The sequence below is a fragment of the Bradyrhizobium sp. KBS0727 genome (assembly GCF_005937885.2).
GTDB lineage: Bacteria > Pseudomonadota > Alphaproteobacteria > Rhizobiales > Xanthobacteraceae > Bradyrhizobium.
In genome coordinates, this window is sequence record NZ_CP042176.1 from 1,928,406 (window position 1) to 1,953,195 (window position 24,790).

The 24,790-nt window shown below is 61.9% G+C and carries 22 protein-coding genes; 10 read left to right on the forward strand and 12 right to left on the reverse strand.

The window, feature by feature from the left end; translation table 11 throughout:
- Positions 1-31: 31 nt before the first annotated feature.
- The 3 genes from FFI89_RS08880 to FFI89_RS08890 are packed head-to-tail and all read right to left on the reverse strand — an operon-like array spanning position 32 to position 3,167.
- Positions 32-451 (reverse strand): Zn-ribbon domain-containing OB-fold protein, encoded by a 420-nt coding sequence (locus FFI89_RS08880; RefSeq protein ID WP_210249091.1) that lies wholly within the window; start codon positions 449-451, stop codon positions 32-34.
- The gene (locus FFI89_RS08885) at positions 448-1,626 is read right to left on the reverse strand and encodes a thiolase (RefSeq protein ID WP_144596282.1); all 1,179 of its coding nucleotides are present in this window, start codon (positions 1,624-1,626) and stop codon (positions 448-450) included. Before FFI89_RS08885 ends, FFI89_RS08880 begins: the two co-directional genes overlap by 4 nt.
- A complete protein-coding gene (locus tag FFI89_RS08890) occupies positions 1,623-3,167 on the reverse strand; it encodes a class I adenylate-forming enzyme family protein (protein ID WP_138834767.1) in 1,545 nt (514 codons plus the stop codon). Before FFI89_RS08890 ends, FFI89_RS08885 begins: the two co-directional genes overlap by 4 nt.
- A 157-nt stretch (positions 3,168-3,324) precedes the next feature.
- On the opposite strand from FFI89_RS08890, the gene FFI89_RS08895 reads away from it, so the two are divergent.
- Complete coding sequence (locus FFI89_RS08895; protein ID WP_138834769.1) at positions 3,325-4,134, forward strand: enoyl-CoA hydratase/isomerase family protein; 810 nt, start codon at positions 3,325-3,327, stop codon at positions 4,132-4,134.
- A 16-nt stretch (positions 4,135-4,150) separates the two neighbouring features.
- On the opposite strand, the gene FFI89_RS08900 is transcribed toward FFI89_RS08895, so the two are convergent.
- Positions 4,151-6,103 carry an AMP-binding protein gene (locus FFI89_RS08900; protein ID WP_138834771.1) on the reverse strand — a complete coding sequence of 651 codons (1,953 nt, stop codon included), beginning with the start codon at positions 6,101-6,103 and terminating at the stop codon, positions 4,151-4,153.
- A gap of 122 nt (positions 6,104-6,225) precedes the next feature.
- Here FFI89_RS08900 and FFI89_RS08905 point away from each other — a divergent pair, with 122 nt between their 5' ends.
- On the forward strand, positions 6,226-7,011 hold the full coding sequence (locus FFI89_RS08905; protein WP_138834773.1) for an enoyl-CoA hydratase/isomerase family protein: 786 nt from the start codon (positions 6,226-6,228) through the stop codon (positions 7,009-7,011).
- Positions 7,012-7,070: 59 nt separating this feature from the next.
- Here the strand turns inward: FFI89_RS08905 and FFI89_RS08910 are convergent, their stop codons facing one another.
- From FFI89_RS08910 to FFI89_RS08945, 8 genes are all read right to left on the reverse strand, one after another.
- On the reverse strand, positions 7,071-7,811 hold the full coding sequence (locus tag FFI89_RS08910) for a TetR/AcrR family transcriptional regulator (RefSeq protein ID WP_138834775.1): 741 nt from the start codon (positions 7,809-7,811) through the stop codon (positions 7,071-7,073).
- A 102-nt stretch (positions 7,812-7,913) separates the two neighbouring features.
- On the reverse strand, positions 7,914-8,657 hold the full coding sequence (locus FFI89_RS08915) for a TetR/AcrR family transcriptional regulator (RefSeq protein ID WP_210249092.1): 744 nt from the start codon (positions 8,655-8,657) through the stop codon (positions 7,914-7,916).
- A 197-nt stretch (positions 8,658-8,854) separates the two neighbouring features.
- Positions 8,855-10,072 carry an SRPBCC family protein gene (locus FFI89_RS08920; RefSeq protein WP_210249093.1) on the reverse strand — a complete coding sequence of 406 codons (1,218 nt, stop codon included), beginning with the start codon at positions 10,070-10,072 and terminating at the stop codon, positions 8,855-8,857.
- 46 nt (positions 10,073-10,118) lie between these two features.
- Positions 10,119-11,306, reverse strand: coding sequence for an ABC transporter substrate-binding protein (locus tag FFI89_RS08925; RefSeq protein ID WP_138834777.1), 1,188 nt, complete (start codon positions 11,304-11,306; stop codon positions 10,119-10,121).
- Positions 11,307-11,363: 57 nt separating this feature from the next.
- Positions 11,364-13,193: a long-chain fatty acid--CoA ligase gene (locus tag FFI89_RS08930; RefSeq protein ID WP_138836214.1), complete on the reverse strand. Its 1,830-nt coding sequence runs from the start codon at positions 13,191-13,193 to the stop codon at positions 11,364-11,366.
- 178 nt (positions 13,194-13,371) lie between these two features.
- Positions 13,372-14,652, reverse strand: a complete 1,281-nt coding sequence (locus tag FFI89_RS08935; RefSeq protein ID WP_246669393.1) for an acetyl-CoA hydrolase/transferase family protein — start codon at positions 14,650-14,652, stop codon at positions 13,372-13,374.
- Positions 14,637-16,151, reverse strand: a complete 1,515-nt coding sequence (locus tag FFI89_RS08940; protein WP_138834779.1) for an aldehyde dehydrogenase family protein — start codon at positions 16,149-16,151, stop codon at positions 14,637-14,639. The genes FFI89_RS08935 and FFI89_RS08940 overlap by 16 nt, the downstream gene beginning before the upstream one ends.
- A gap of 27 nt (positions 16,152-16,178) precedes the next feature.
- Positions 16,179-16,937 carry an SDR family NAD(P)-dependent oxidoreductase gene (locus tag FFI89_RS08945; RefSeq protein WP_138834781.1) on the reverse strand — a complete coding sequence of 253 codons (759 nt, stop codon included), beginning with the start codon at positions 16,935-16,937 and terminating at the stop codon, positions 16,179-16,181.
- 491 nt (positions 16,938-17,428) lie between these two features.
- Between FFI89_RS08945 and FFI89_RS08950 the strand changes: the two genes are divergently transcribed.
- The 8 genes from FFI89_RS08950 to meaB all read left to right on the forward strand — a co-directional run bounded on the left by FFI89_RS08950 (position 17,429) and on the right by meaB (position 24,716).
- Entirely contained in the window at positions 17,429-18,301 is an 873-nt protein-coding gene (locus FFI89_RS08950; RefSeq protein ID WP_138834783.1) for a branched-chain amino acid ABC transporter permease, read from the forward strand.
- A gap of 3 nt (positions 18,302-18,304) precedes the next feature.
- On the forward strand, positions 18,305-19,381 hold the full coding sequence (locus FFI89_RS08955) for a branched-chain amino acid ABC transporter permease (protein ID WP_138834785.1): 1,077 nt from the start codon (positions 18,305-18,307) through the stop codon (positions 19,379-19,381).
- On the forward strand, positions 19,378-20,136 hold the full coding sequence (locus FFI89_RS08960) for an ABC transporter ATP-binding protein (RefSeq protein WP_138834788.1): 759 nt from the start codon (positions 19,378-19,380) through the stop codon (positions 20,134-20,136). The genes FFI89_RS08955 and FFI89_RS08960 overlap by 4 nt, the downstream gene beginning before the upstream one ends.
- 5 nt (positions 20,137-20,141) lie before the next feature.
- Positions 20,142-20,912, forward strand: coding sequence for an ABC transporter ATP-binding protein (locus FFI89_RS08965; protein WP_138834790.1), 771 nt, complete (start codon positions 20,142-20,144; stop codon positions 20,910-20,912).
- A 100-nt stretch (positions 20,913-21,012) separates the two neighbouring features.
- Positions 21,013-21,747: an enoyl-CoA hydratase/isomerase family protein gene (locus FFI89_RS08970; RefSeq protein WP_168212839.1), complete on the forward strand. Its 735-nt coding sequence runs from the start codon at positions 21,013-21,015 to the stop codon at positions 21,745-21,747.
- A 12-nt stretch (positions 21,748-21,759) separates the two neighbouring features.
- The gene (locus FFI89_RS08975; protein ID WP_138834793.1) at positions 21,760-23,388 is read left to right on the forward strand and encodes a methylmalonyl-CoA mutase; all 1,629 of its coding nucleotides are present in this window, start codon (positions 21,760-21,762) and stop codon (positions 23,386-23,388) included.
- Complete coding sequence (locus tag FFI89_RS08980) at positions 23,385-23,798, forward strand: cobalamin B12-binding domain-containing protein (RefSeq protein ID WP_138834795.1); 414 nt, start codon at positions 23,385-23,387, stop codon at positions 23,796-23,798. Before FFI89_RS08975 ends, FFI89_RS08980 begins: the two co-directional genes overlap by 4 nt.
- 6 nt (positions 23,799-23,804) lie before the next feature.
- Positions 23,805-24,716, forward strand: a complete 912-nt coding sequence (meaB, locus tag FFI89_RS08985; RefSeq protein ID WP_138834797.1) for a methylmalonyl Co-A mutase-associated GTPase MeaB — start codon at positions 23,805-23,807, stop codon at positions 24,714-24,716.
- The last annotated feature ends 74 nt before the right edge of the window (positions 24,717-24,790 follow it).

The window sequence follows — 24,790 nt, forward strand, 5'->3', positions numbered from 1 at the left end:
CGCGCGATGGACGTCTTGAAGGGAAGCCGGATTACGCTCTCCTGAAGCGCGGCAGCGTCACCTCAGGGGTGACGTTCTCGAGGGTCAGAGTGACCTTCATGTCGAAGGTCACGTCGTCCGGTTTGCCGCCGGTATAGGTGCTGATCATCCTGGGGCCTTCTTCCAGCTCCACCAGCAGCACCACGTAAGGGACGTCGGTTTTGAAAGCAGGGCCGGGCGCGCGGTGCACCACGCTGAAGGAATGCACCGTCCCACGGCCGCTTGCCGGACGATGGGTCAACGCCTCGCCGCCGCAGGCGCGGCACGTCGCCTGTTGATAATATTGGACGTGGCCGCAATCTGCGCAGTGCTGCAGCAGCAGGTGGCCTTCGCGCAGTCCCCGCCAGAAGATAGCGGTGTCGGCGTCGGGCGCCGGCAGCGGCTTTCGCGCGGCACCTTCGGGCGAGATCATAGCGTGTTCTCCGTACCCAGGATGGTGGTTGCGTTGGTGGCAAAGCCAGCGCCAAGACTGTGCACGAGCCCAAGCTGGGCGTTCGGCACCTGGCGTTCCCCGCACCCGCCGCGCAACTGCGCGATGACTTCGTGGAAATGAAACAGCGATCCGGGCATCCCGGAATGGGCGAATGACAGCAGGCCGCCATGGGTGTTGGAAGGAATCCGTCCGCCGTAGGTCATGTGCCCGTCGGCAACGAAGCGTCCGCCTTCGCCTTTCGGGCAAAAGCCGAGGTCCTCCAGCATCATGATGACGGTGCCGGTGAAGCAGTCGTATATGCCGGCGACGTCCATATCCGCAGCACGATAGCCAGCCATCGCGTAGGCTTTTCGGCTCGACTCGACGGCGCCGGTCGTCGTCAGCGACGGCATCAGGAAGATATGCTCATGGGTGTAGCACTCCCCGCCGCCGAGAATGTAGATCGGCGCTTCGATGCCGATCGCCTTGGCGTAGTCGGCCGAGGTCAGGATAAAGGCCGCGCCGCCGTCCGAGATCAGAGAGCAGTCGAGCTTGTGGTAGGGGGTCGTGACCATGCCGGAGTTCAAGACATCATCGACCGTGATCGGTGCGGTCTGCTGGGCGCCGGGGGTGCGTGAGGCATGCCGACGCTGGACCACGGCGACTTCGGCCAGTTGTTCAGGCGTGGTGCCGAATTCCTTCATGTGGCGGTGCGCGGTCATCGCAAAGGTGTTGGCGACCGGAATCCCGAACGGCATTTCATATTGCTGGTCCCGGCTTTCCGTCAGCGATCGCAGCGCCAGATCCGGCGTCAGCCCGGTCATCAGGCTGTCGGCGGCGACCACGAGAACGACCTTGGCAAGTCCACCATGAATGGCCGCGGCGCCGATGTTGAACATCGTCGATGCGGTTGCGCCTGAGACCTGCAGCGTGTTGGAGAACGTCGGCTGAATGCCGAAATACTCGCTGAACGCCACACTGAAGCGGTGGAACGGCGACGCAAAGGCATGGCTCGACAGCACACCGTCGATGTCGCCTTTCCGAATCCCGGCGTCCGCCAGAGCTTTCCTGGCGGCATCGGCGGCGAGCCATAGCGGGCTGCGGCCCGGCACCTTGCCGACCGGCGACATTCCGATGCCGATGACGGCGACCTTGCCACGCAGGGTCCCGCTCATGGCTGCGCCCTGACGAGACGGTTCTCGAGTTCGTGGCGTTGAACCTTGCCGCTGGTGGAGCGCGGAAATTCTGCGAAATCGATGAAATGGAACCGCCGCGGTCGTTTGTATCCGGCGAGGTCGCGTCGGCACAATTCGATCAACTCGGCCTCGGTCACGGCATCGCGGCATGACACAAAGGCGACCGGCACCTCGCCCCATTTGGCGTCCGCGGCGCGCACCACTGCGGCTTCCGTGATTCGCTTGTCGGACATCAGCACCCGCTCGATTTCGGCGGGATAGACATTCTCGCCGCCGGTCTTGATCATGTATTTGGCGCGATCAACGAAATCGAGCGAGCCGTCCTCGTTGCGCCGGAATACGTCGCCCATGTGGAACCAGCCGCCGCGAAAATCGCGGGCGTTGGTTTCCTCCGCTTGCCAGTAGCCCGAAAATAGCGTCGCGCTGCGAATGGCCAATTCACCGGGCGTGCCCGGCGCGACTTCATTGTCCGAGAGGTCGACGAGCTTCACTTCGCAGAACGCGTTCTGCCGTTTCGATAGCCGCGCCGGGGTCTCGCCGACGGCAATCAATCCACGCGTCGCCGGCGGCAAGCCGGTTTCGGTCGAGCCAAAGCTGTTCAGATAGGGCGCTCCCAGCAATTGGGTCACTTCGGCAATGGCATGTGGTGGCACCAGGTCCGCCATCGCGCCGCAGACGCGAACCCCTTTGACGATCGTTCGCTGCGCTTTCAGCCCGTCGACAAACGCTTCGACCATGCCTGGAATCAATACCAGCCAGCCGATCTGGTGCTGGGCGACCGCCGCTAGTAACGGCTCCAGCTGGAAGCCGTCGATGATGACGACCCTTCCGCCACGGAGCAGCGTGGCCAGGCCGTGATCGGTGGAGGCCATGTGGAACAATGGCGCCCACGCCACGAATGTGTCGGAGGGAGAAATGCCGAGTTCGGACGAAAATACCATCGCGCGCATGATCATCGCCCGATGCGAAATCACGGCTCCCTTGGGAAGTCCGGTGGTGCCGCTGGTGTAGAGGATCACGAGCCCGTCTTCCGGCGCGGCCGGATCCGAAGCGTTCAGGCTTTTCTGCCGAGCCATCGACTGCTCGTATTGCGAGCCGATCTCGATCGTCGGGCAGCCGGCCGCCGGTGTAGAGGCGAGATTGCCGGCGAGGTCCGGCTCGGCGATCAGAAGCGCCGGTGAAACCAGCTCGATGCAATAGGACAGTTCGCGAGGCGATAAACGCCAGTTCAGGCATGCGGTGATGACGCCGAGAGTTGCCGCCGCGAGCTCGATTTCGAAGTATTCCGGCCGATTGCGCGACAGCAGGGCGACACGATCGCCGCGCCGCAGTCCATGCCCCGCAAGCATCGCCGCAGCATGCCCGACCCGGTCGAGGAGTTCGCCATAGCTGATCAGCCGGCCACGATATTCGATAGCGATCGCGGTAGAATGAAGCGTGGCGGTATCACGAAACAGTTCGCCGACTGTCGAAACGGCGCCCGCCGCCATCACTTGAGCGCCGGAGTTCTGGCCTGCCATCGGACGTTTCCTGCATAGTTTTTACGGTTGATATTCTGTTCCTGAACAATGAGCTTGCGGGGTTCATCGATCAGACCTAAATTCTAACATCTGTTAGAAATAATTCATAGCGGCATGCTGGCTCGCAGTGCGGCAGGGTGAACATAGAGGGAATTCCATGTCCAATCGTTACGCCGCCTATACCAGGCTCAAGCTCGACTATCCGGCCGACCGTGTCCTGCGCCTGACTTTCGACCGGCCCGAGACCTATAATTCGGTCGATGCGGAAACGCATACGCAGCTCACCCATATCTGGCGCGACATCAACGACGACCCCGATATCAACGCGGTTATCGTGACCGGGGCTGGAAAGGCGTTTTCGGCCGGCGGCGATTTCGAGCTGATCAAGAGTCTTCTCGATAACCCGGTCGCGCGCATGTCGACCTGGAAGGAAGCCAAGGATCTCGTCTACAACGTCATCAACTGCAACAAGCCGATTATTTCGGCGATCAATGGCGTTGCGGTTGGTGCCGGGCTCGTCGTCGGCATTCTCGCCGACGTCTCGATCTGCGGTAAATCCGCGCGGATCGTCGATGGCCATACCCGGCTTGGTGTCGCGGCGGGCGACGTCGCCTGCATCATCTGGCCGCTGCTGTGTGGCCTCGCCAAGGCGAAGTATTATCTGCTCACCTGCAAGCCGCTGTCCGGCGAAGAGGCGGAGCGGATCGGGCTAGTTTCGCTCTGCGTCGAGGATGCCGAACTGCAGAAGATCGCGCTTGAAACGGCGCAGGATCTGGCCAACGGCGCGCAGAGCGCGATCCGCTGGACCAAATACGCGCTCAACAACTGGCTGCGCGTCAACGGTCCGCTGTTCGATACGTCAACGGCCCTGGAGATCCTCGGCTTCACCGGCGCGGAAGCCCGAGAGGGTCTGGCGTCTCATCTCGAAAAGCGCAAACCGTCGTTTCCGAAGGATTGCCCGATCTGATGTACCGGTCGCAAGGTCAGGGCGCCCCGAGTCTTTCCCGGAAGTGGTCGATGGCTTCCGGATTGGCCAGCGCCGAAAGATCGCCGGGATCACGATTTTCGAAGACCGCGCGAAGCACCCGCCGCATGATCTTCATGTTGCGGGTTCGCGGCAGGTCGTCGACCAGCAGGATCTTTTCCGGGCGATATGACGCGCCCATTCCCCGCACCAGCGCCGAGGACAACTCGTCGGCGAGGCCGTTCGCCGGATCCATACCCGGCATCGGCACGCAGGCGCAGACGATCGCCGAGCCTTTCACCGGGTGCGGAATACCGAATATCGCGGCTTCCGCGACTTTTCCCGTGGCGATCAGTATGCCCTCGAGTTCGGCCGGCCCGGTGCGCTTGCCGGAGATCTTGATGGTGTCGTCGGAACGGCCGAGAATGTAGTAGAGGCCATCGTGCCCGCGCATGGCGAAGTCGCCATGCACCCACAGATCCGGAATTGTATTCCAGTAGCTCTCGAGATAGCGCGCATCGGCTTTCCAGAGACTTTTGGTGAGGCCGATCGACGCATGGCGCAACACCAGTTCGCCGACCTCTCCGGTGGGCAGGCGTTTTCCGGTCATATCGACGATATCGGCGCCGACCCCGAGCGCGGGACGGGAGAACGAGCCGGGGTTCATCGGATGGTTGGGCGTTCCGGTGAAGATACAACCGCCGACCTCTGTGCCGCCGGAGATATTGATGATCGGTATTTTGCGTTTGCAGACATGGTCAAAGAACCATCGCCACGGCGTCTCGGTCCAGGCTTCTCCGCCTGACGCCGCGATCCGCAGGCTGGAAAGGTCGTAATTGTCGACCTCCTCGCCATACCGCATCAGCCCGCGGACGATGGTCGGCGACACCCCGAGATAGCTGACCCGGTGCTCGGCAATCAGGCGCCAGAATCGTCCGGTGTCCGGATAATCCGGCGTGCCTTCCGCGATCAGGAGGCTGGCGCCGGCAAAGCTCGGAATGCAGGCGCACATCGCGCCGACCATCCAGCCCATGTCGCTGAAAAAGAAAAAGCGGTCGGTCGGTTTGAAGTCACCGCAGATGATCATATCTCGCGTGACCATCGAGCCGATGAAGCCGATATGGGTCCATATGCAGCCTTTGGGTTCGCCGGTTGTGCCTGACGTGTAGAGCAGGATGGCCGGATCCTCGGCCTGCATTTCGACCGTGGCGACTTCTCCCTCCTTGCCGGCGACGATGTCGCTCCACCAATGGTCGCGCCCCGCGCGCATGGGTGTATCGACCTCGATGCCGCCGCGATCGACGACGATCACGTGCCGGACGGACGGAGCCGTCTGCAAAGCTTCGTCGAGCACCGATTTGAGCGGAGAGGGTACACCACGCCGCCATGTACCATTGGCGGTGATGACGGCCTTGGCCTCGCCATGGTTCAGCCTGGATCGGATCGGGTCCGGCCCGAACCCCGAAAACAGTGGCATGACGATAGCGCCGAGCTTCAGAATCGCGAAGAACGCCGCGAACGTCTCCGGCAGATTCGGCATGTAGATGGCGACAACGTCGCCTTTTTCGATGCCGAGGTGGCGCAGGCCACGGGCCAGCCGATCGACATCGCCGGCAAATTCGCCGTAGGTCAGCGAGCGCCGCTCGCGTCTGTCCTCGCCCTCCCAGACCAGAAAAGTCTGGTGCCAGACGGCGGTATCGCGGTGCTTGTCGATGCAGTTGAGGACGATATTGGTGGTGCCTCCGACACACCAGCGCGCCCATGGTTGGCCACGGGAAATATCCAGCATCCGGTCATAGCGGCGATAGAAACGAACGTCGCAAAACTTGAAAACTTCCTCCATCAGCCACGCGGGATCGGCCTCGGCCCGCGCGGCCAACGCATCGTAATCAGGCTGGTCGGTGGCGCCTAGGAACGCGGTCAGATTACTTTGTTTCACCAGCTCAGAAGGCGGCGTCCACGCATATTGCATTGTCGGTCTCGTCATAATTGGCTGTTTCATCGCATCGCGAGCGCGATTTGGCACGGAACAGAGTTGTGTTCGACTGATCTGGGAGTATTCTAACAGATGTTAGAATTTACGGAAGCATGGAAATGCCTGAAAAAGAACCTGTCCGTTATGCTGTCGTTGATGGTGTCGCGACCATCACCATCGACCGGCCGGAGCGAAAGAACGCACTGTCTGTCGAGGCGATGAACGGCCTGACCGACGCGTGGGCTCGCCTCGAGAAGGACCGGTCGGCGCGCGTCGTCGTTTTGACGTCGTCGGATTGCGGGGTATTTTCCGCGGGCCTCGACCTCAAGCAGGCCGCCGAGATCAGGGCGCGTGACGGCGTCGATATCCTGACACTGATGCGCGATCCCATGCAGACCGCCATGCGGTCGGTGTCGAAGCCGATCATCGCCGCAATGACGGGATCCCTGATGGCCGGCGGGATGTTGCTCGCGCTCAAATCCGATTTGCGGGTGGGATTGCGCGGGACGCGCGCCGGTATTACCGAAGTCAGAATGGGGCGCGGGACGCCCTGGGCGGTCCCGCTGTTGTGGATGCTGCCGCAGCCCTTGCTGATGGAATTGGTGCTCACGGGTGAGACCATGCCGATCGAGCGGCTGGCCGAACACGGTTTCGTCAATTATCTGGAAGACACGCCGGATTCGGTTCGGAGCCGAGCTCTTCAATTGGCCCGCAAGATCGTTGAGGGGGCGCCTTTGTCGGTGAAAGCGGCGAAGGGTAGCGTGCTCGCGGCAATGGACCTCGGTTATGAAAAAGGATTGATCGAGGCCGATCGCCTTCATGTCGAGACCTACGCCAGTCTCGATGCCATCGAGGGTCCGAGAGCCTTTGCGGAAAAGCGTAAGCCGGTGTGGCAGGGTAGATAGACGGCACGGCCTCAAGCAAACAAGGCTTCAAGCAAATACGCAGGTGGCCTGCGACTTCGCTAGGCTTTCCTGACGCCTTCGAAGATCAGTAGCTCCGTTCGGCGCGCCAGCTTGATCACGGCATCCTGGCTCCCCAGTCTGAACCACTCGATCGTCCAATTCAGCGCGCCGATGACAAACATGCGCAACGGAACGATTTCGATATCGGCTCGCAGCTCTCCCGCGCGACGGGCGTCCAGAAACAGCCGATCCCAATATTTCGCATAAGCGCGCCGCAGCGGCCGGTGCGGCTTCTTCAGGTGCTCCGGCAACTGGCCGTAAATGCGGATATTCGCCGACGTGAAATCGCTGGTTTCGAGTAACGCGACAAGATGTGCCTCGATGGCCAGTCCGATCCGACGCCGGTGAGAGGCCGTACCGGCCTGCTTCACCGCGGTTTTCACTGATTCGAAGACGTGACGCAGCCCTCGGTCGAGGACTTCATCGAGAATGGCTTCCTTCGAGTCGAAATAATAATAGATGCTGCCGGCCTTGATTTTGGCCACTGAAGCAATTTGGCGTAACGTCGTCGCGGAAAAGCCCTGCCGGCCAAACAACTTTGCCGCGGCCTCCAATATCGCATCGCGTGATTTTTCGGATTTTGACGCGGATATCGGCGGCGCGGGAGTCTGCTTCCGGCTCTTCACGTCAGCCCGCAAGCTTTGCTTCAACGCCCGCGAGGGCGCCTTGGAGCGCACAGCATTTGGTTTAGCGCGACGGCGATTGTCCAAGGCCAACGATGGCCGCTGTGTGATCTTCATTTTCAGGCCGACTCCGGTGCGAATTATTGGCGCAGGCCGATCACGCAGTCAATCAAGCAAAGGCTTATTCCGGGATGGCATATGTGCTTCGAAGGCGATCAATCAGGCTTTCTCGCTTCGCAGCAAGCGATCGGCGACCGACATCGCCTTCTTGGTCTGCTTTGCGGGCGAAGGGCTCGCGATGCTCGCGTGCTCGTCCCAGAAGCCGTTACAAACGAAGCGCATGTAGGCGTTCGTGACGAAATCCGGCAACTCCCGGATGGAGCCGTTCGATCGCGCGAAGCGACTCGAGAGATACTTTCGGGCTCCCATCAACATAAAGGCGAGAACTTCGTATTCGCGAGCATCTACCGCGCGCGCATCGCCGGCATCGGCGGCGCGTTGCAGTACGCGCTGGTAGCCGCGCGCGATAACGTCGATGTGCTGCTGAAACGCTTCCGGTGAGAACAGCTCGGACTCGTAGAGGATGCGGTAGAATTCGGGTCGCTTCAGCAGGTAGGCGAAGTAGGCTTCGAACCGCAGCTTCTCGCGCGCCGCATCGTTGGCTGCATGCGACGAGCGTCCGTTGATGAAGGCGAGCATCTCGTTGCTCATGCTCGGCAGCAACTGATCGAAAAGGTCCTGCCGCGAATCGAAATAGTTGTAGAATGTGCCCTGGGCAACGCCGGCCCGCCGCGTGATGGTCGATACCATGGCAGCTGAATAGCCGACTTCGCCGACCACCTTCGCAGCAGCCTCGAGCAGGGCCGTGCGGATCTGGCTCTGCTTCTGCGCGCGCGTCAGTTTCTGCGCTTTTCCCAGCTTCTTAACGAGGGTCAGCTTTCGTTTCCGCCGTTCAGGCTTCACCGTCGGAACTCCGAATTTGATATTGACTGTCTACAGCAAAATGGCTCGCCGGGCAAAAGCCCCGAACGCGGCCTTTTGTGGCTACGGCGGATGGCTCGGCTACGGTGGCCTTTGACACCTGTCTCAATGCCGTGTCGGCGCCGTCCGCCGGGCCGGAATGCCTGGCGACGGGGGCCGCAGAACCATGGCTTCGCAGGCTATCCAGGAGCGGCCGGGGCTTCCTTCAAACCCAGGTGCGATCGCATCTTGTGGTGGTAGTGCGTCAAGCCGGGTTCGTTGCGGCCGAACGTGATATAGCTTTGGGCGTTGGACCGGAAGCCGCGCTGCATGGCGATGCATACCGGAAAGTCCTCGTGTTCAACGGTCGCCAGCAGCAACTCCATGTTCTTGTCCCAATATCTTCTTGCCTTCTCGGTGGTCGCCGGCTCGGGCGAGTAGAGGGCTGCTTCTGCGATGCACTGCTCCGTCGAGAGGCCCTCGGGGAAGGATCGCCAGGTCTCGACATGGTCGCCTTGCCAGACGATCAGGGTATTTGGAAACAGCAGATAGATGATGGCCGAATGCTTCAGAAGATCCCATTCCGATTCGGGCTTGTCCCGCAGCTCGAGCAGGCTGCGGCGAGGCAGAATAAAGCGACCATTGCGCCCGAAGGCGTCGAAGACGTTGATATTGGGCTGGAAGATCGATGCCACGGTCTGACGGTGGAGGGTGCCGATGTGCCAGGTTTCGAGGAACGTATCGATCACGAGCTTCCAGTTCATCGGCTTGTGCAGGTCGGATGTCTGGTAGTGGGAGGAAGTCTCGAGCTTGTAGGAGGCGAGTTCGGGCCCGAGCCCCTGAAGGAGATCGTCCGCGTCGATGTCGGACCCGGGCGAGGTCTTGACCCAGATGATCCCGTGCTGCTCCGTGGCCGGGAGCGGCACCAGGCTGCCGTTGTCGGCCGAGATGTCCGGGAAAGCGTCAGAAGGCCCGCGGGAGCGTAGCCGCCCCTCCAGATCGTAGCTCCAGGCGTGATAGGGGCACACGAACATCTTCTTGCCCGACCCGCAGCCTTGGGCGACCTGTGAACCGCGATGCCGGCAGACGTTGAGAAAGGCCCGCACCTTTCCCTCGGCATTGCGCGTAACCAGGACCGGCACGCCGGAAAGTTCGTCGGTCACGTAGTCGCCCGGATTCGGTATGCGTGACGACAGACACATCACAAGCGGGTGGTCGCGGAACAGCTGTTGCTGCTCCAGCCGTGCCTGATCCATGCAGATGTAGTCGGAAATGGGATTGCGATAGATGTTGTCGCCCATCGAGGTGGACCTTTTATCGTACAAATCGAAGACACGTTTGATCAGCTCTACCTGCGTTGTATGTTGCATGGGTCCTCGCGCTATGCCGAGCGCCGCAAGCGGCGCCATTTCCTTCATTGATCCTGCCGCGGCGACGCTCTGAGGCGTCGTCGGGCAACTTTCTTCACTTCGCAACGGCCACGCTGTCGGGGAGCCGGGCCCAACGTCCCTTTTCGACCCGATAGATCACCGCCTCGTGCGACGAAACATGCTCTGTCGTGGAGAAGCCCTGCGGCGGACCGCCGAAGATGTCCTGGTAGTTGCGGATCTTCTCCATCCCTTCGACAAGTTTCTGCGTCGTGAGGTCCGGTCCGGCGTTCTCGATCGCCTTCACGGTCAGGTCGATGATGACCTGGCCAAGTGCCGCCTGAATGGTCGGGTCGATGTTGTAGCGGCTCTTGTATCGGGTGATCCACGCCGCTGCCGCCGGCCGTGCGCTTTCCGGGTAGGGGGCGTCGAAGAAGCCGGCGGTATAGTAGCCCTCGGTGGTGCCGCCCTGAACGCCCGAGATAGCGAGATCGTAGCTTGCGGAGGTTCCGATCATGTCGACGTCCCATCCCATCTTGCGGGCGGCAGAATACGGAATGACGGTATCCCGCACGATCGTGCCCATCGCGATCAGGTCGCAGTTGGCCGCACGCAACTTCGTCAGCTGCGCGGTAAAATCCTGATCGGTGGGCTTGTGCGTCGTGACCTCGGCGAATTTCATTCCCATCGCGTCGAGCTCGGCCTTGGCGCCGTTGAACACCTCGCTGCCGAAATCCGTGTCCTGGTGCATGGCGCACACGGTCTTCTTGCCCTTCTTCTCCACCATGTATTTGACAGCCACGCGGATCTGATCCGAGTACGGCGCGTAGATCGCGAATTTCAGCGGGTGGAAGGGTTTCGACATCGAATCCGCCCACGAAATCGGAAAGATGTTTGGAACGCCGGCCTTGAGTTGCTCGGGCAGAACAGCATTGTTCTGCGGCGTGCCGAGATTTCCGATCATCGCGAACACGCCGTCGCGGTTGATCAGCTTATTCGCCGCCTGGACCGCTTTCGGCACCTGGTAGCCGGTATCCTCGACCACCAGCCGCAGCTTTCGTCCGTTGATGCCGCCGGTTTCGTTGACTTCATCGATGCGCATCCGGATCGCGTTGACCACGCCGACGCTGAAGCTGGCAGCGACGCCGGACAGGTCGGCGTGCATTCCGAGCACGACTTCGTCCTTCGTGACACCTTGCGTTCTCCAGGTCACTTCCTGCGCATGGAGCGCGGTGGAAGCGTTCAGCGCGGTGACCAGGCCTAAGATCAAGGATGTTGTTCTCATCGCGGTTCCTCCCAGGGGTTTTTGTCAGTTTCGTTCGATTTTCTGTCCGTGTTTTGCCTAGTACATTGCGTCGATGAGCGTTCTGTACTTCTCATTGACGAATTTTCGCTTCAGCTTCATAGTCGGTGTCAGTTCGTCGTCCTCGGCCGTCAGCAGCTGGTCGATAAGAGCGAACCGCTTGATGGTTTCGACGCGCGCGAAGTTCTTGTTCACTTTGTCGATCTCGCTCTGGATCAGGCCTTGCACTTCCCTGGCCGCACACAGCGACGCGTAGTTGGTGAACGGCACGGCATGGTCCTGCGCGTATTTCACGACGTTGTCGTGATCGATCATGATGAGGCAGCTCAGATATTTTCGCTTGTCGCCGATGACGACCGCGTCCGCGATGAATGGTGAGAACTTCAGCTGGTTCTCGATCTCCGAGGGCGTGATGTTCTTGCCACCGGCGGTTACGATGATGTCCTTCATCCGGTCGGTGATCTTGACGTAACCGTCGTCATCGATCTCGCCGACGTCGCCGGTATGCAGCCAGCCATCCACGACCGTCTCGGCTGTCTTGGTGTCGTTGTTGAGATAGCCGAGGAATATGTGTGGACCTTGCACCAGTATCTCGTTCTGCGGGGACAGCATGACCTGAGTGCCGGGCAGGGCGGTGCCCACCGTGCCGAGCTTCTTGCGCTTAGGCATTACCGTGGAAATGCCGGTATTCTCGGTCTGGCCGTAGATCTCGCGCATTTCCAGTCCCAAAGCGAGATACCAGTTGATGAGATCGGGCGAGATTGGCGCCGCACCGGTCCCGAGGATGCGCGTGCGGCGCAAGCCGAGATAGACCTTGATGTTGTGCAGGACGAGCTTGTCGGCGACCCAGAACGCGGCGTTCAGGTGCCACGGGATTGCTTCTTCCGCCAGGCTGCGTCGCGCCCTCGCTTTGCCGACGGCGATCGCCGCATCGTACGCGGCCTTTCCGAAGATGGTTGCATCGGACATCCTGATGGTGACGTCGGAATAGAATTTTTCCCAGATCCGGGGCACCGCGAAGAACCATGTCGGGGAAACCTCGCGCGCATTCTCGGGGACGGCATCCAGGCTTTCGATGAAGTTGATCACGGCGCCGGTCCTGAGCGGATAGAACACACTGAACTTTCGCTCGGCGATGTGACAGAGCGGCAGGAAGGAAAGCAGTTCGTCTCCCGGTTCGCTCTCGCAGAAGACGTCGGCGCTCGCGATATGAAACATGATGTTGCGGTGGCAGATCATCGCGCCTTTCGGCGGTCCCGTCGTGCCGGATGTGTAAATAAGCACCGCGAGATCTTCCGGCCCCGCCAGCTCGAGTTCGCGCACCCATATCTCGGGATTGGATCTCTCGTATTCAGCACCAAGCTGCAGCAACCGGTCAAAGGAGATGACCTGGTCGTCGCTGAATCGGAGTAGCCCTTCCATGTCATAGACGATGATCTTGATGAGCGAGGGACAGTTCGCGCGGGCGACGAGTATCTTGTCGAGCTGTTCCTCGTTCTCGGCAAAGAAGAACCTGGTCCGGCTGTCATTGACGATATATTCGACCTGCTTGGTGGAGTCGGTGGTGTAGATGCCGTTGGTGACGCCGCCGACACCGAGCGTGCCCATGTCGGTATAGAGCCACTCCGGAATGTTCTCGGAAATGATCGAGACGACATCGCCGCGGTTCAGTCCGAGGCTCTTGAGGCCGAGGCCGGCGAGTTTGGATCGTTGTCCGTATTGCGACCACGTGATCGGGGTCCAGATGCCAAATTCCTTTTCACGCATCGCGACAGCATTGTCGCGCTGCTGCACCTTCGACCAGAACAGCTTCGGTACCGTGTCGCAGCCATCGACGTGAACTGAGGCGTCGTCGGCCGGGGAAGGCATTTGCTTGGGCGGCGCGAGCATCGGCTAGCCACCCTGCGCGACAAGCTGAAAGCGAAGATGTGGTGCCTTCATGTCAGCCTCCCAAATTTCGACCATTGGTCTTGTCGTTCCAATTATGATCGGTGGTTCACTAATCATTGTCAATCGGAGTAGTTGCGCTTTGCTGCTTCTCTGTCTGCTATTCGTGGACGGCTGCGAGACGATCGCGGAATTGGGGTGCGGCGATCGCGATCATGCGTCGGCGGCGCTCTTCGAGTGACAGCCCGCGAAGCTCGGCGATGCCGAATTCAGTCACGATCGCATCGACGTCTGAACGGGGACAGGTAACGGTCGTCATCGACGGAACGATCCGGCTCGCGGTGCCGTCGCGAGCCGTGGCTGGAAGCGCGATGATGGCGCGACCGCCGGCCGAAGCGTTGGCGCCTCGCATGAAGTCGAGCTGTCCGCCAAGCCCGCCGACATAGACCCCGTTGGCGACCTCGGCGTTTACCTGGCCGGTCAGATCGACTTCAATCGCCGAATTGACGGCAATGAACCGGTCGATCGCCGCCATGACGCGAAGGCTGTGCGTCTCCGGGGGCGGCCGGACGGCAATCGCGGGATTCAGGTGGGCAAAATCGTAGAGACGCCGCGTCCCGAAAAGCGATCCGCACACCGATACGCCGGGATGAATCGACTTTCTCGTATTGGTGATGACGCCATGCTCGATCAGCGGGACCACGCTGTCACCGATCTGTCCCGAGTGGAGTCCGATGTCGCGATGGGCGGAAAGTTGCGACAACACCGCGTCCGGAATGGTCCCGACCCCGAGCTGCAGCGTGGCGCCGTCGGGAATGAGGCTTACCGCGAGCCGGGCGATCGCGAGCTCCGTCGAACCGACTTGCGCCGGCGGCAGCTCGATCGGCTTGTGCCGGGCCTCGACAAAGAGGTGCGGCACAAGGTTGGACGGCAACTCGGCGCCGTGCGTCCAGGGAGCGTCTGGATTGACCTCCGCGATGATAACACGGGCGTGAAGAGCAGCTTGCGCGGCGATATCGTTCGCGAGGGAAAGGCTGTAGCCGCCGCCGCTCCCTGGCGGCGGCGCAAGCTGCAGCAGCGCGACATCGGCCCGTCGTTCGCCCCGGGCGTAGGCCTGCGACAGCCATCCGTAGTGCGACGGTATGACGTTGAGCCGGCCCGCTCTGGCCAGGGCCCCGGCCTTCCCGATGGCGCCATAACCCGAAAAGTTGATTCCGGCGCTGCGCTCGGGATGGAAGGTGTCCGAGAACTGGACGCCGAGAAAGACCTCAAACGGCGGCAACGCGTCCTTCTGCGCAACCAGACGCTCGGTCAGGGTGCGCGGCTCGCCGGTGCCTTGACTGAAGACAATGCTGTCCCCCGGGCGAATGACGCCCGCGAGATCGAGTTCGTCGATGGTCAGAAGGCGCTGCACGCCGCCGCCGATCAGACTGCCATGCACACGGACTTGTTCTCCGTGTAGAGGTCCAGCACCGAGCGGCCCATCTCCCGGCCGAGGCCGGACTGCTTGTAGCCGCCAAACGGAAGCGCCGGATCGATCAGGTTGTGGCAGTTGACCCATACCGTACCGGCCTTGATCTTCGGGATCAGGCGGTGAACCTTGCTAAGGTCGCGTGACCAGATACTGGCGCCGAGGCCGAACGGGGTATCGTTCGCCTTGCGGGCGATCTCATCGAGATCGTCAAATGGCATGGCAACCAGCACAGGTCCGAAAATCTCCTCCTGGACGATGCGCATGCTGTTGTCGGCGTCGACGAAGACGGTCGGCCTGACGAAGTAGCCGGGCTGATCGGGACGGGTAGCGCCGGCCACCGCGCGGGCACCTTGCGCCTTGCCGGCCTCGATGTAGCTCCAAACGCGATCGCGATGCCGTTCCGACACCAGCGGCGCAATCTGCGTCGCCGGATCAAGGCCGGAGCCGAGCTTCATCTTCTCGGCGCCGCCGGCGATGCCATCCACGACCTTGTCGAAGAGCTTCTTGTGCACGTAGAGGCGCGAGCCCGCGGTGCAGACCTGGCCCTGGTTGAAGAAGATGGCGCTGGCTGCGCCGCCAATCACGGCAGCGGGATCGGCGTCGTCGAGCACGATGACGGGGGACTTGCCGCCGAGTTCGAGCGACGCGCGCGTCATGTTGTCCATCGCGGCCTTGCCAACGAGCTTGCCGACCTCGGTCGATCCCGTGAACGCGACCTTGTCGATCCCGGGATGAGAAGCCAGCGCAGCACCGGCCTCGGGACCTTCACCCGTGACGATGTTCACGACGCCCTTCGGGCAGCCAACCTTCAACAGCAACTCTCCGAGGCGCAGCGCGGTGAGCGGCGTTTCCTCGGCGGGTTTGAGCACGACGGTGCAGCCGGTCGCCAGGGCGGGACCGATCTTCCATGCCGCCATCATCAGCGGAAAATTCCACGGGATGATCGCACCTACTACGCCAACCGGCTCCTTGCGCGTGTAGGCGAAGTACTCACCGTCGCGCGGCCGCGGGAACGAGACGTCGACCGTCGATCCCTCGATCTTAGTCGCCCAACCCGCGATATAGCGCAGGAAATCGACGGTGTTCTTCAGGTCGACGCGGCGCGCGAGCACGAGGCTCTTACCGTTGTCGAGGCATTCGAGTTCGGCAAGCTCGTCGCCGTGGGCCTCGACCTCATCGGCCAGGCGCAGCAGCAGCCGCTCGCGATCGACGGGGCGAAACTTCCGCCATTCGCCGCCCTCGAAGGCGCGACGCGCAGCGGCCACCGCATCGTCCACGTCGGCAGAGGAACCGGCGGGCACCGACGTCAGCAACCGGCCATTCGACGGATCCATCACGGGCAGCGTGCGCCCCGATCGGGCCGGCTTCCATTCGCCATCGATCAGCATCGTGCGAGGTGAGGCGATAAAGCCCCGCGTGGCTTGCGAAATAGTTGCGATCTTGGGTTCGGCGGCGGCTATCGACATGGCTGTTTCTCCAAAAGGACCGTTTGCTCAGTTCATCACCGTGCCGCCATCGACAGAAATCGTCTGTCCGGTGACGAATGCCGAGGTGTCGGCGACCAGCCAGAGAATCGTTCCTGAAAGGTCGCTGGGCTGAAGGTTTCGCTGGATCGCTTGTCCGGACTTCACCACGTCGAGCGCCTTGTCGAGCTTGTTGGCGAAGAACTCGCGGGTGCCTTCGGTAATCACGGCGCTGGGGGCGACGGCATTGACGCGAATATTGTCGCGACCGAGTTCGCGGGCGAGCCCCCGCGTCATGCCGATTACGGCGGCTTTCGAGGTTGTGTAGTGCAGAACGAACGGCGTCCCGAACGTCGCGGCCAATGATGCGATATTGATGATGCTGCCTCCGCCGGCCGCGCGCAGCGCCGGCACCGCCGACTTGCAGCAGTTCCAGATACCCTTGACGTTGATGGTCATCGCGGCGTCCCAGTCCGCCTCGGTGATTGTTTCAAAACGACCGCCGCGGAGGCCGCCGTAGAGCGCTGCGTTGTTGATCAGGGCGTCAACCCGGCCAAAGGCCTTTGACGCCGCGGCCACCGTGGCGTCGGTAGAGGATGCATCCGCGACGTCGCATTTGACGCCCAGGGCGTTGCCGCCGGCGGCTTTCGCGAGTTCGATCGTTTCGGAGCAATCGCTCACATCCGCCGCCACCGGCCGGGCGCCTGCTGCGGCAAGTGCGCGTACGTATTCCTGCCCGATGCCGCGTGCGGCTCCGGTGACGATGACAACCTTTCCTTCGACGCTCATGGCTTCTCTCCCTGTCCTGACTTTTGCCGGACGATACCAGCAGTCGACAAAAGAATCTACAAAAATGACTGAAGGATCATTTTTTTACGAAGCTCGATCAAGGTGAGTTGTCATCCCGAACTGTCTCCACCTGGATTCTTATCGAAGGCAATAGTTACGATATAATAGCGTTTTCATAGGACTAGATGAGTTCTTGCGGCGCAGCATCAGGCGTTCGATGACGCCGGCATAACGGGTGATGGCGCCTGAAATGTTGCGCGTCGCGCGACGCGGCGTCTGTCGTTTGCAATAAAAGTTGACTTGTCAGTCATAATCCAACTAGCATCATTGTACGTACCGTCCTTCTTCAGAAGGGGCGCGCAAGCGCAGCCTGCAAAAATAGGCGGACGTTGGGAGGCTCATGGGCGGACTTTATCTCCAGAGCATTCGGTTGCGGGCGGGTGCGGTCGTCCAGCCGTGCGCAAGGTCCGACTTTGCGCGGGGGCGGGGCGATGGCTGAGTTCTTGCAGCTCCTTGTCAACGGGCTGGCGGTCGGCTGCATCTACGGCCTGGTCGCGCTGGGATTCGTCCTGATTTACAAGGCCGGAGAGGTCGTGAACTTCGCGCAGGGCGAACTCGTCATGCTCGGCGCCTTCGTCGCGTTCACGTTCGTAGTTCAGCTTGGTCTGAACTACTGGGTCGGGCTCGCCCTTGCGATTGCGGCGATGGCCATCTTCGGCGGACTTCTCGACACGATCGTGGTGCGCCGGATCATTGGGCAGCCGCAATTCTCGACCGTGATGCTGACGATCGGAATCGGGGTCGTGATGCGCAGCGCTGCCGCCATGGTCTGGGGGCCGGAGACGCGCAGCCTGCCGACGCCATTCGACGCCGCGACGTTTCGCTTCGGCGGGGTGGTGCTGTCGGCGGTCTATCTGTCGATCCTGGCGACGACAGCTCTTCTTGGCCTGGTCCTGTTCGGCTTTTTCCGCTTCAGCCGCGCCGGCACGGCGATGCAGGCCGCTTCGCAGAACCAGCTCGCGGCCTACTGCATGGGGATTCCCGTCAAGCGGATGCTCTCCGGCGTCTGGGCGCTGTCTGCGGCGGTTGCGACCATCGCCGGCGTGCTGTTGGCCCCGATCAACCTGATCGACACCAATCTCGGGACGGTCGGTCTGAAAGCGTTCGCGGCCGCGGTGATCGGCGGATTCGGCTCGATACCGGGTGCGGTGCTCGGTGGAATCCTGATCGGTCTGATCGACCTGTTCTCGGGGGTCTACCTGCCGCAGGGATTCAAGGACATCGCCAGCTACATCGTGCTGCTCGTCGTGCTTGTCGTGTGCCCGCAGGGACTGTTCGGCGCCGTCGGACGCAAGAAAGTGTAAGAGATGCGCTTCATATTCAAAACGCGCTACGACCAGGACATCGGCCTGTTCCCTCACCGCGGGACCGTGTTCTGGTATTCGCTGCTGTCCGTCGCGCTTGTTGCCGCGCCGTTCCTGATCGCCCCGTATTATCTCGGCGAACTCAGTTTCCTGTTTATCTGGTCGCTTGCGGGCCTCTCGCTGATGGTGCTTGCGGGCTATGCCGGATTGATTTCGATCGGACACGCCGCCTTCCTCGGGATCGGCGCCTATGTGCATGTCTACCTCGTTCACCGAGGCGTGCCGTTCCTGCCGTCGATGCTCTCGGCGGGCGCCGCCGCCGCCGCCGCCGGCGTCGTCATCGGGGTGCCGGCGATCCGGATGCGCGGCATCTATCTCGCCATCGCGACGCTTGCCTTCAGCGCCATCGCGCAAGAAGTGTTCGTACGGTGGGAAGCGCTCACCGGAGGATCTCGCGGCGTTGCCGTGCCCAAGCCGCAGTTCTTCGGCTGGAGCCTCGAGGGTGAGGTCGGCTTCTACTATCTCTGCCTGTCGATCCTCGTGGTGTGCATTCTGGCGATCCTTAATCTGTTGCGCGCGCCGACCGGGCGGGCCTGGATTGCCATTCGTGACAGCGAGATTGCGGCGCAGAGCATGGGCGTCAACCTCGCCGGATACAAGACGCTGGCCTTTGCGGTCAGCGCCTTCCTGGCCGGAATGGCCGGCGCGCTGTTCGCCCACAAGGTCGGATATCTTTCGCCCGACATCTTTACGCCGGTCCTGTCCATCCAGCTTTTGATGCTCGTGATGGTCGGAGGGGTCGGGTCGATCCACGGCGCGATCTTCGGCGCAATCTTTCTGGTTCTGCTTCCGACGGTCATCGCGCTATTGCGGGACTACCTGCCGGCCGGGATTGCCCAGCAGCCTTCCCTGGAGCCCGGCATCTACGGCGTGATCCTCGTGCTGGTGGTGCTGCTCGAACCGCTCGGCCTCAACGGCCTGTGGCGCAAGATCAAGTTCTTCTTCTGGCAATTTCCGATGTACAAGAGTGCGACCTTCAAGCGACAAAAGACCTATATGCGGACGGAGCGCTTGCAGTGAGCATCCTCCAGGCACGCGACCTCGCGATCAGTTTCGGCGGCATCAAGGCGGTCGACGGCATTACGTTCGATGTGGCGCAAGGCGAGATCTTCACGATCATCGGGCCCAATGGCGCCGGCAAGACCACCATCTTCAACCTGATCAGCCGCATTTACCAAGCCTCCGGCGGCCGGCTGCTGTTCGAGGGCGGCGACATCACGCGCGTTCCGCCGCACGAGATCGCGGGTCGAGGCATTGCCCGGACCTTCCAGAATGTCGAGCTGTTCGAGCACGCGACGCTGTTGCAGAACCTACTGTTGGGCCAGCATGCGCACAGGCAGACCCGGTTTTGGGAGGAACTGCTGTTCCTGCCGAAGGTCCGCGCCTCGGAGCGGACAATTCGCCGCCGGGTCGAGGAAGTGATAGATTTCCTCGATCTGCAGCGCTACCGTGATGCCACGGTGCATGACTTGCCCTATGGCGTACGCAAAATCATCGAGCTCGCGCGCGCTTTGTGCACCCGGCCCAAGCTGATCCTTCTCGACGAGCCGTCATCCGGATTGAACGTCGAGGAGACCGAGGATCTGTCGTTTTGGATCCGCGACATCCGCGACGATCTCGGCATTACGGTCGTAATGGTCGAGCATGACCTTTCGCTGGTGAACGATGTGTCGGACCGCGTGATGGCGGTGAACTCCGGACGCTTGCTGACGATTGGATCGCCGGCCGCGGTACAGAGCCATCCCGATGTCGTCAAAGCGTATCTCGGAGGGTGACGTCGATGGGTCATTTGATGGAGGTGCGCAATATCGAGACCTATTACGGCCCGACGATGGCGATTCGAGGCGTCAGCTTCGATGTGCCCGAGGGCGAGATCGTGACGATCCTGGGGGCCAACGGCGCGGGAAAGACCACGATCCTGAAGACGATCAGCGGGATCATGGACCCGCAGAAGGGCTCGGTGTCGTACCAAGGCCGGGAAATCCAGAAGATGGATCCCGACCGCGTCGTCGGGCTCGGCATCAGCCTGGTACCGGAGGGCCGCGAGTTGTTTCCCTTCCTCAGCGTGAGGGACAACCTGAAGGTCGGCGCCTACACGCGGCGCGACCATGCGGCGGTCGCCTCCGATATCGAACGCATTTTCGAGTATTTCCCTTCGCTGAGGGTGCGGGCGGCGCGTCCGGCCGGCATGCTTTCGGGCGGCGAGCAGCAGATGGTGGCGATCGGGCGCGCGCTGATGGCGCGGCCGAAGATGATCCTGCTCGACGAGCCTTCGCTCGGATTGTCGCCGAAGCTCGTGAAGGAGATCTTCGAAATCGTCGTCCGGATCAACCGCGAGAACGGGACCACGATCGTCCTGGTCGAACAGAACGCCAACGTGGCGCTGCAGGTCGCGCACCACGGATACATTCTGGAACTCGGGCGCATCGTCATGGCGGATACCGGAGCGGCGTTGCTGCAGAAGGACGATGTCAGGGAGTTCTATCTCGGCATCAAGGACAAGGGTGTGCGCGGCGTCCGCCGCTGGAAGAAGCGAAAGACATGGCGATGAAGAAATGGCGGTAAAGATATGGCGATGACGAGGCTGACCGGTGAGCAGCCAGGAGGCTTGCATGACTAGTGCCGAGGTTCTGGTCGAGCTAAATGGCGACGTGCTGCGCGTCACCATCAACCGTCCGGAGAAACGCAATCCGCTGAGCCGGCCTGTTCTGGCGGCCATCGGCGAAGCATTTCGTGCCCACCGGGACCGTCAGGAGCTGCGACTTGCTGTTGTCACAGCTGCCGGCAGCAAGAGTTTTGCTGCGGGCGGCGACCTGCGCGAAGTCGAATCGATTCGCGAGATCGAGGCGTCGAGGCAGTTCTCCAACGAAGCCTACGCCGCGCTCGATGAGATCCGTCGCTTTCCGTTGCCGGTGGTCGCGGCGCTGAACGGCGATGCGCTCGGCGGCGGCGCGGAGCTCGCGGTTGCTTGCGACATTCGCCTGATGGCCGCGCATGCGCGCATCGGTTTCATCCAGGGGCGCATCAACATTTCGACGTCCTGGGGCGGCGGCGTGGACCTGATGCGCCTCGTCGGCCATGCGCGCGGGCTGTCGCTGCTGGGCCGGTCCGCCGTCATCGGTGGCGCCGAAGCGGTCTCGATCGGGCTTGCGGACGCGGTTGCCGATACCGATCAGGATTTCACGGCCTTCGTCGATGCGTTCGTGGCGCCGCTGCGCCGGCAGGCGCCGCGCGTGCTTCGTGGGTTCAAGGCGGTGGCGCTCGCGCAACGGCTCGGCCTGCCGCACGAACAGTGCCGTGCGGCTGAGCTCGAACATTTCGTTACCAGCTGGGTGCACGACGATCATTGGGTCGCCGCCGCAAAAGTGCTGGCACCTGCACGTTAGGGAGGAACTAGCATGACAACCGTCGCCAAATCAGCGGCTCTTGACGAGCTCGCCATTCCGCCGCCCGCGCCCCGCACGCCTTCGGGCATCGACGTGCCGTTGCTGGCGACGCCCGACATGGTGCGCGAGCCGGATCCGGGTCAGCCGGCGCAGTTCCCGTTCACCCGCGGGATTTTCCCCGACGGTTTCCGCGGGCGGTTGTGGACGATCCGGCAATATTCCGGCTTCGGCACCGCCGAGGACTCCAACGCCCGCTACCGGTTCCTGCTCGATCAGGGACAGACCGGACTTTCGGTCGCTTTGGATCTGCCCACCCAGTGCGGTTACGATCCCGATGACCCGATGGCGAGGGCCGAGGTCGGCAAGGTCGGCGTATCGATCTCGAATCTCTCCGAAATGGAGATCCTCTTCGACGGCATCGATCTTTCGAAGATTTCAACCTCTTTCACGATCAACGGTACAGCGGCCATCATCTTTGCGATGTATTGTGCCTGCGCCGACAAGAAGGGGGTGCCGCGCGCGAAGCTGACCGGCACCATCCAGAACGACATCCTGAAGGAATATGTCGCGCGCGGAACCTGGATCTTCCCGGTGCGCCCCTCGATGCGTCTGATTGCCGACACGATCCTGTTCTCCAACGACGCCACGCCCCGTTTCAATCCGATATCGATCGCAGGTGCGCATGTGCGCGATGCCGGATCGACCGCGGTCGAGGAGATGGCTTACACCCTTGCAAACGGTCTTGCCTATGTCGACGAACTGTTGCGTCGCGGCGGCGATGCCACCAAGTTCGCCAAGCGGCTAAGCTTCTTCTTCTACGTGCATATGGACTTCTTCGAGGAAGTCGCAAAGTTCCGCGCCGCGCGCCGCGTCTGGGCCAAGATGCTGCGGGACCGCTACGGCGTCGTCGACGACAAGGCGCTGCATTTCCGCTTCGGCGTCGTTTGCGGCGGCTCCTCGCTGAGCGCAGCGCAGCCCTACAACAACATCGTTCGCGTCGGAATCGAAACCATGGCCGCCGTACTCGGCGGCGCGCAATCGATCTTCACCTGCGCGTACGACGAAGCATTCCAGATCCCGACCGAATTCTCGGCCGAAATTGCCTTGCGAACGCAGCAGATCGTTGCGTACGAGAGCGGCATTTCGAAAACGGTCGACCCGCTCGGCGGCAGTTTCTATGTCGAGTACCTGACAGACCGCATGGAAGAGGAAATTCTGAAGGTGATGGACGACATCGACGGCTATGGCGGTGTCGTCAAGGCCATCGAGGACGGCTGGCTGCAGATGCGTCTTGCGGAAAGGGCGACGGAACGGCGTCGCAAGATCGACTCGCTCGATACGGTCATTGTCGGCCAGAACGCATTTCGCCGCGAAAACCAGACCGACGACTTTGGCGAGGTGTTCAAGCTCGATCCGAAGGGGGCCGCGCGCGTGCTTGAGAAGTTCGAGGCGATCCGCGCCCGTCGCGACAACGTGGCGGTCCGGAAGAGTCTCGACGCTCTGGCGGTGGCCGCGGCGAACGACCAGGAGAACCTGATGCCGTATCTGATCGATTGCTGCCACGCCTACGCGACGGTGGGAGAAATCGTCGCGCGCCTGAAGCAGGGTTGGGGTGAATTCCAGGAGCCTGTCCGGCTATGAGCAATCTCAAGGGAAAGAGAATTCTGATCGCAAAGCCCGGCCTGGACGGTCACGACATCGGCGCGAAGATCATCGCGCTGGCGCTGCGCGACGCCGGCGCCGAGGTCATCTATACCGGGCTGCGCAAGACCCCTGGCTTTATCGCGCGGGTCGCCGTCGACGAGGACGTCGATGCGGTCGGCCTGTCCCTGCTTTCCGGGAGCCACAACGAACTGGTCGCCGAAACGATGCGGGAGCTTCGGGCACTCGATGCCGGCGACATTCCCGTGTTTGTCGGCGGCACCATTCCGGCGGACGATCGGGCAGCGCTGATCGATGCGGGCGTGATGGCGATCTTCACCGCCGAAATGCGGCTTGACGATGTGATTGCCGAGGTCGCGCGTGCCTTGACGCCTGTGCAGGTTGCGTAGGTCGGCGTGGCAGCCCCTTCGCGTAAACCGGCGGAACGGCTCGATCGGCGCGCGCTCGGGCGGGCGCTTTCGCGTATCGCCAATGCTTCCGTGGCGGAAGCGCTGGCCGGCATGCGCGAAAATCCCAACGGCGCCCGGCGGATCGGGATAACCGGACCGCCCGGCGCCGGGAAGAGCACCCTCATCGGCCGTCTGGCGCGACAGCGACTCGACAATGGCGCCGCGGTGGCCGTCGTGGCGATCGATCCGACGAGCCCCCATACCCACGGCGCCATCCTTGGCGATCGCATCCGGATGGACGCCGTCGCTGACGACCCCCGGCTGTTCATTCGATCTCTCGCAAGCCGCGGCGCAAACGACGGCCTTGCCGACAATATCGCCGACGTGCTGGCGACGCTGGACGGCTATCCATTCGACGAGGTGATCCTGGAGACGGTTGGCGTAGGTCAGGCCGAATATGCCGTACGGGCGCTGGTCGACACGCTGGTCCTGGTGCTGGTCCCGGAGTCCGGCGACCAGATCCAGGCCATGAAGGCCGGGATGCTCGAGATGGCGGACATCTACGTCGTCAACAAGGCGGATCTCCCCGGGGCGCAGAAGGTGGCGAGCGAACTCAAGTCAGTCATCAAATTGCGCCAGCGGCTCGCCGCAGATTGGGAGCCGCCCGTGATCATGACGGGCTCGCAGGGATCCGATGATGTCGCGACCCTGAGCGAGGCGATCTCTCGCCATCTTGCCTTTGTGCAGAGGACGCGGAACGAAGACGATGTTCGTCGCATGCGCAGGGAGTATCACCTCAAGAGCCTCGTCACGCGGAGCGTCGCCGATATCCTGGCGAAAGATCCGAAAGGAATGGATTGCTCGCTGCGCGAGGCGTACGAGCACATTGTTGAGAGTTTGAAGGCGCGACGCCTTTAAGTCTCGCCGTATCGGCGCGGACGCCTGCCTTACTCTAAAGCCTTTCAGGGTCATGGTTGGCTCGACGATCCGGC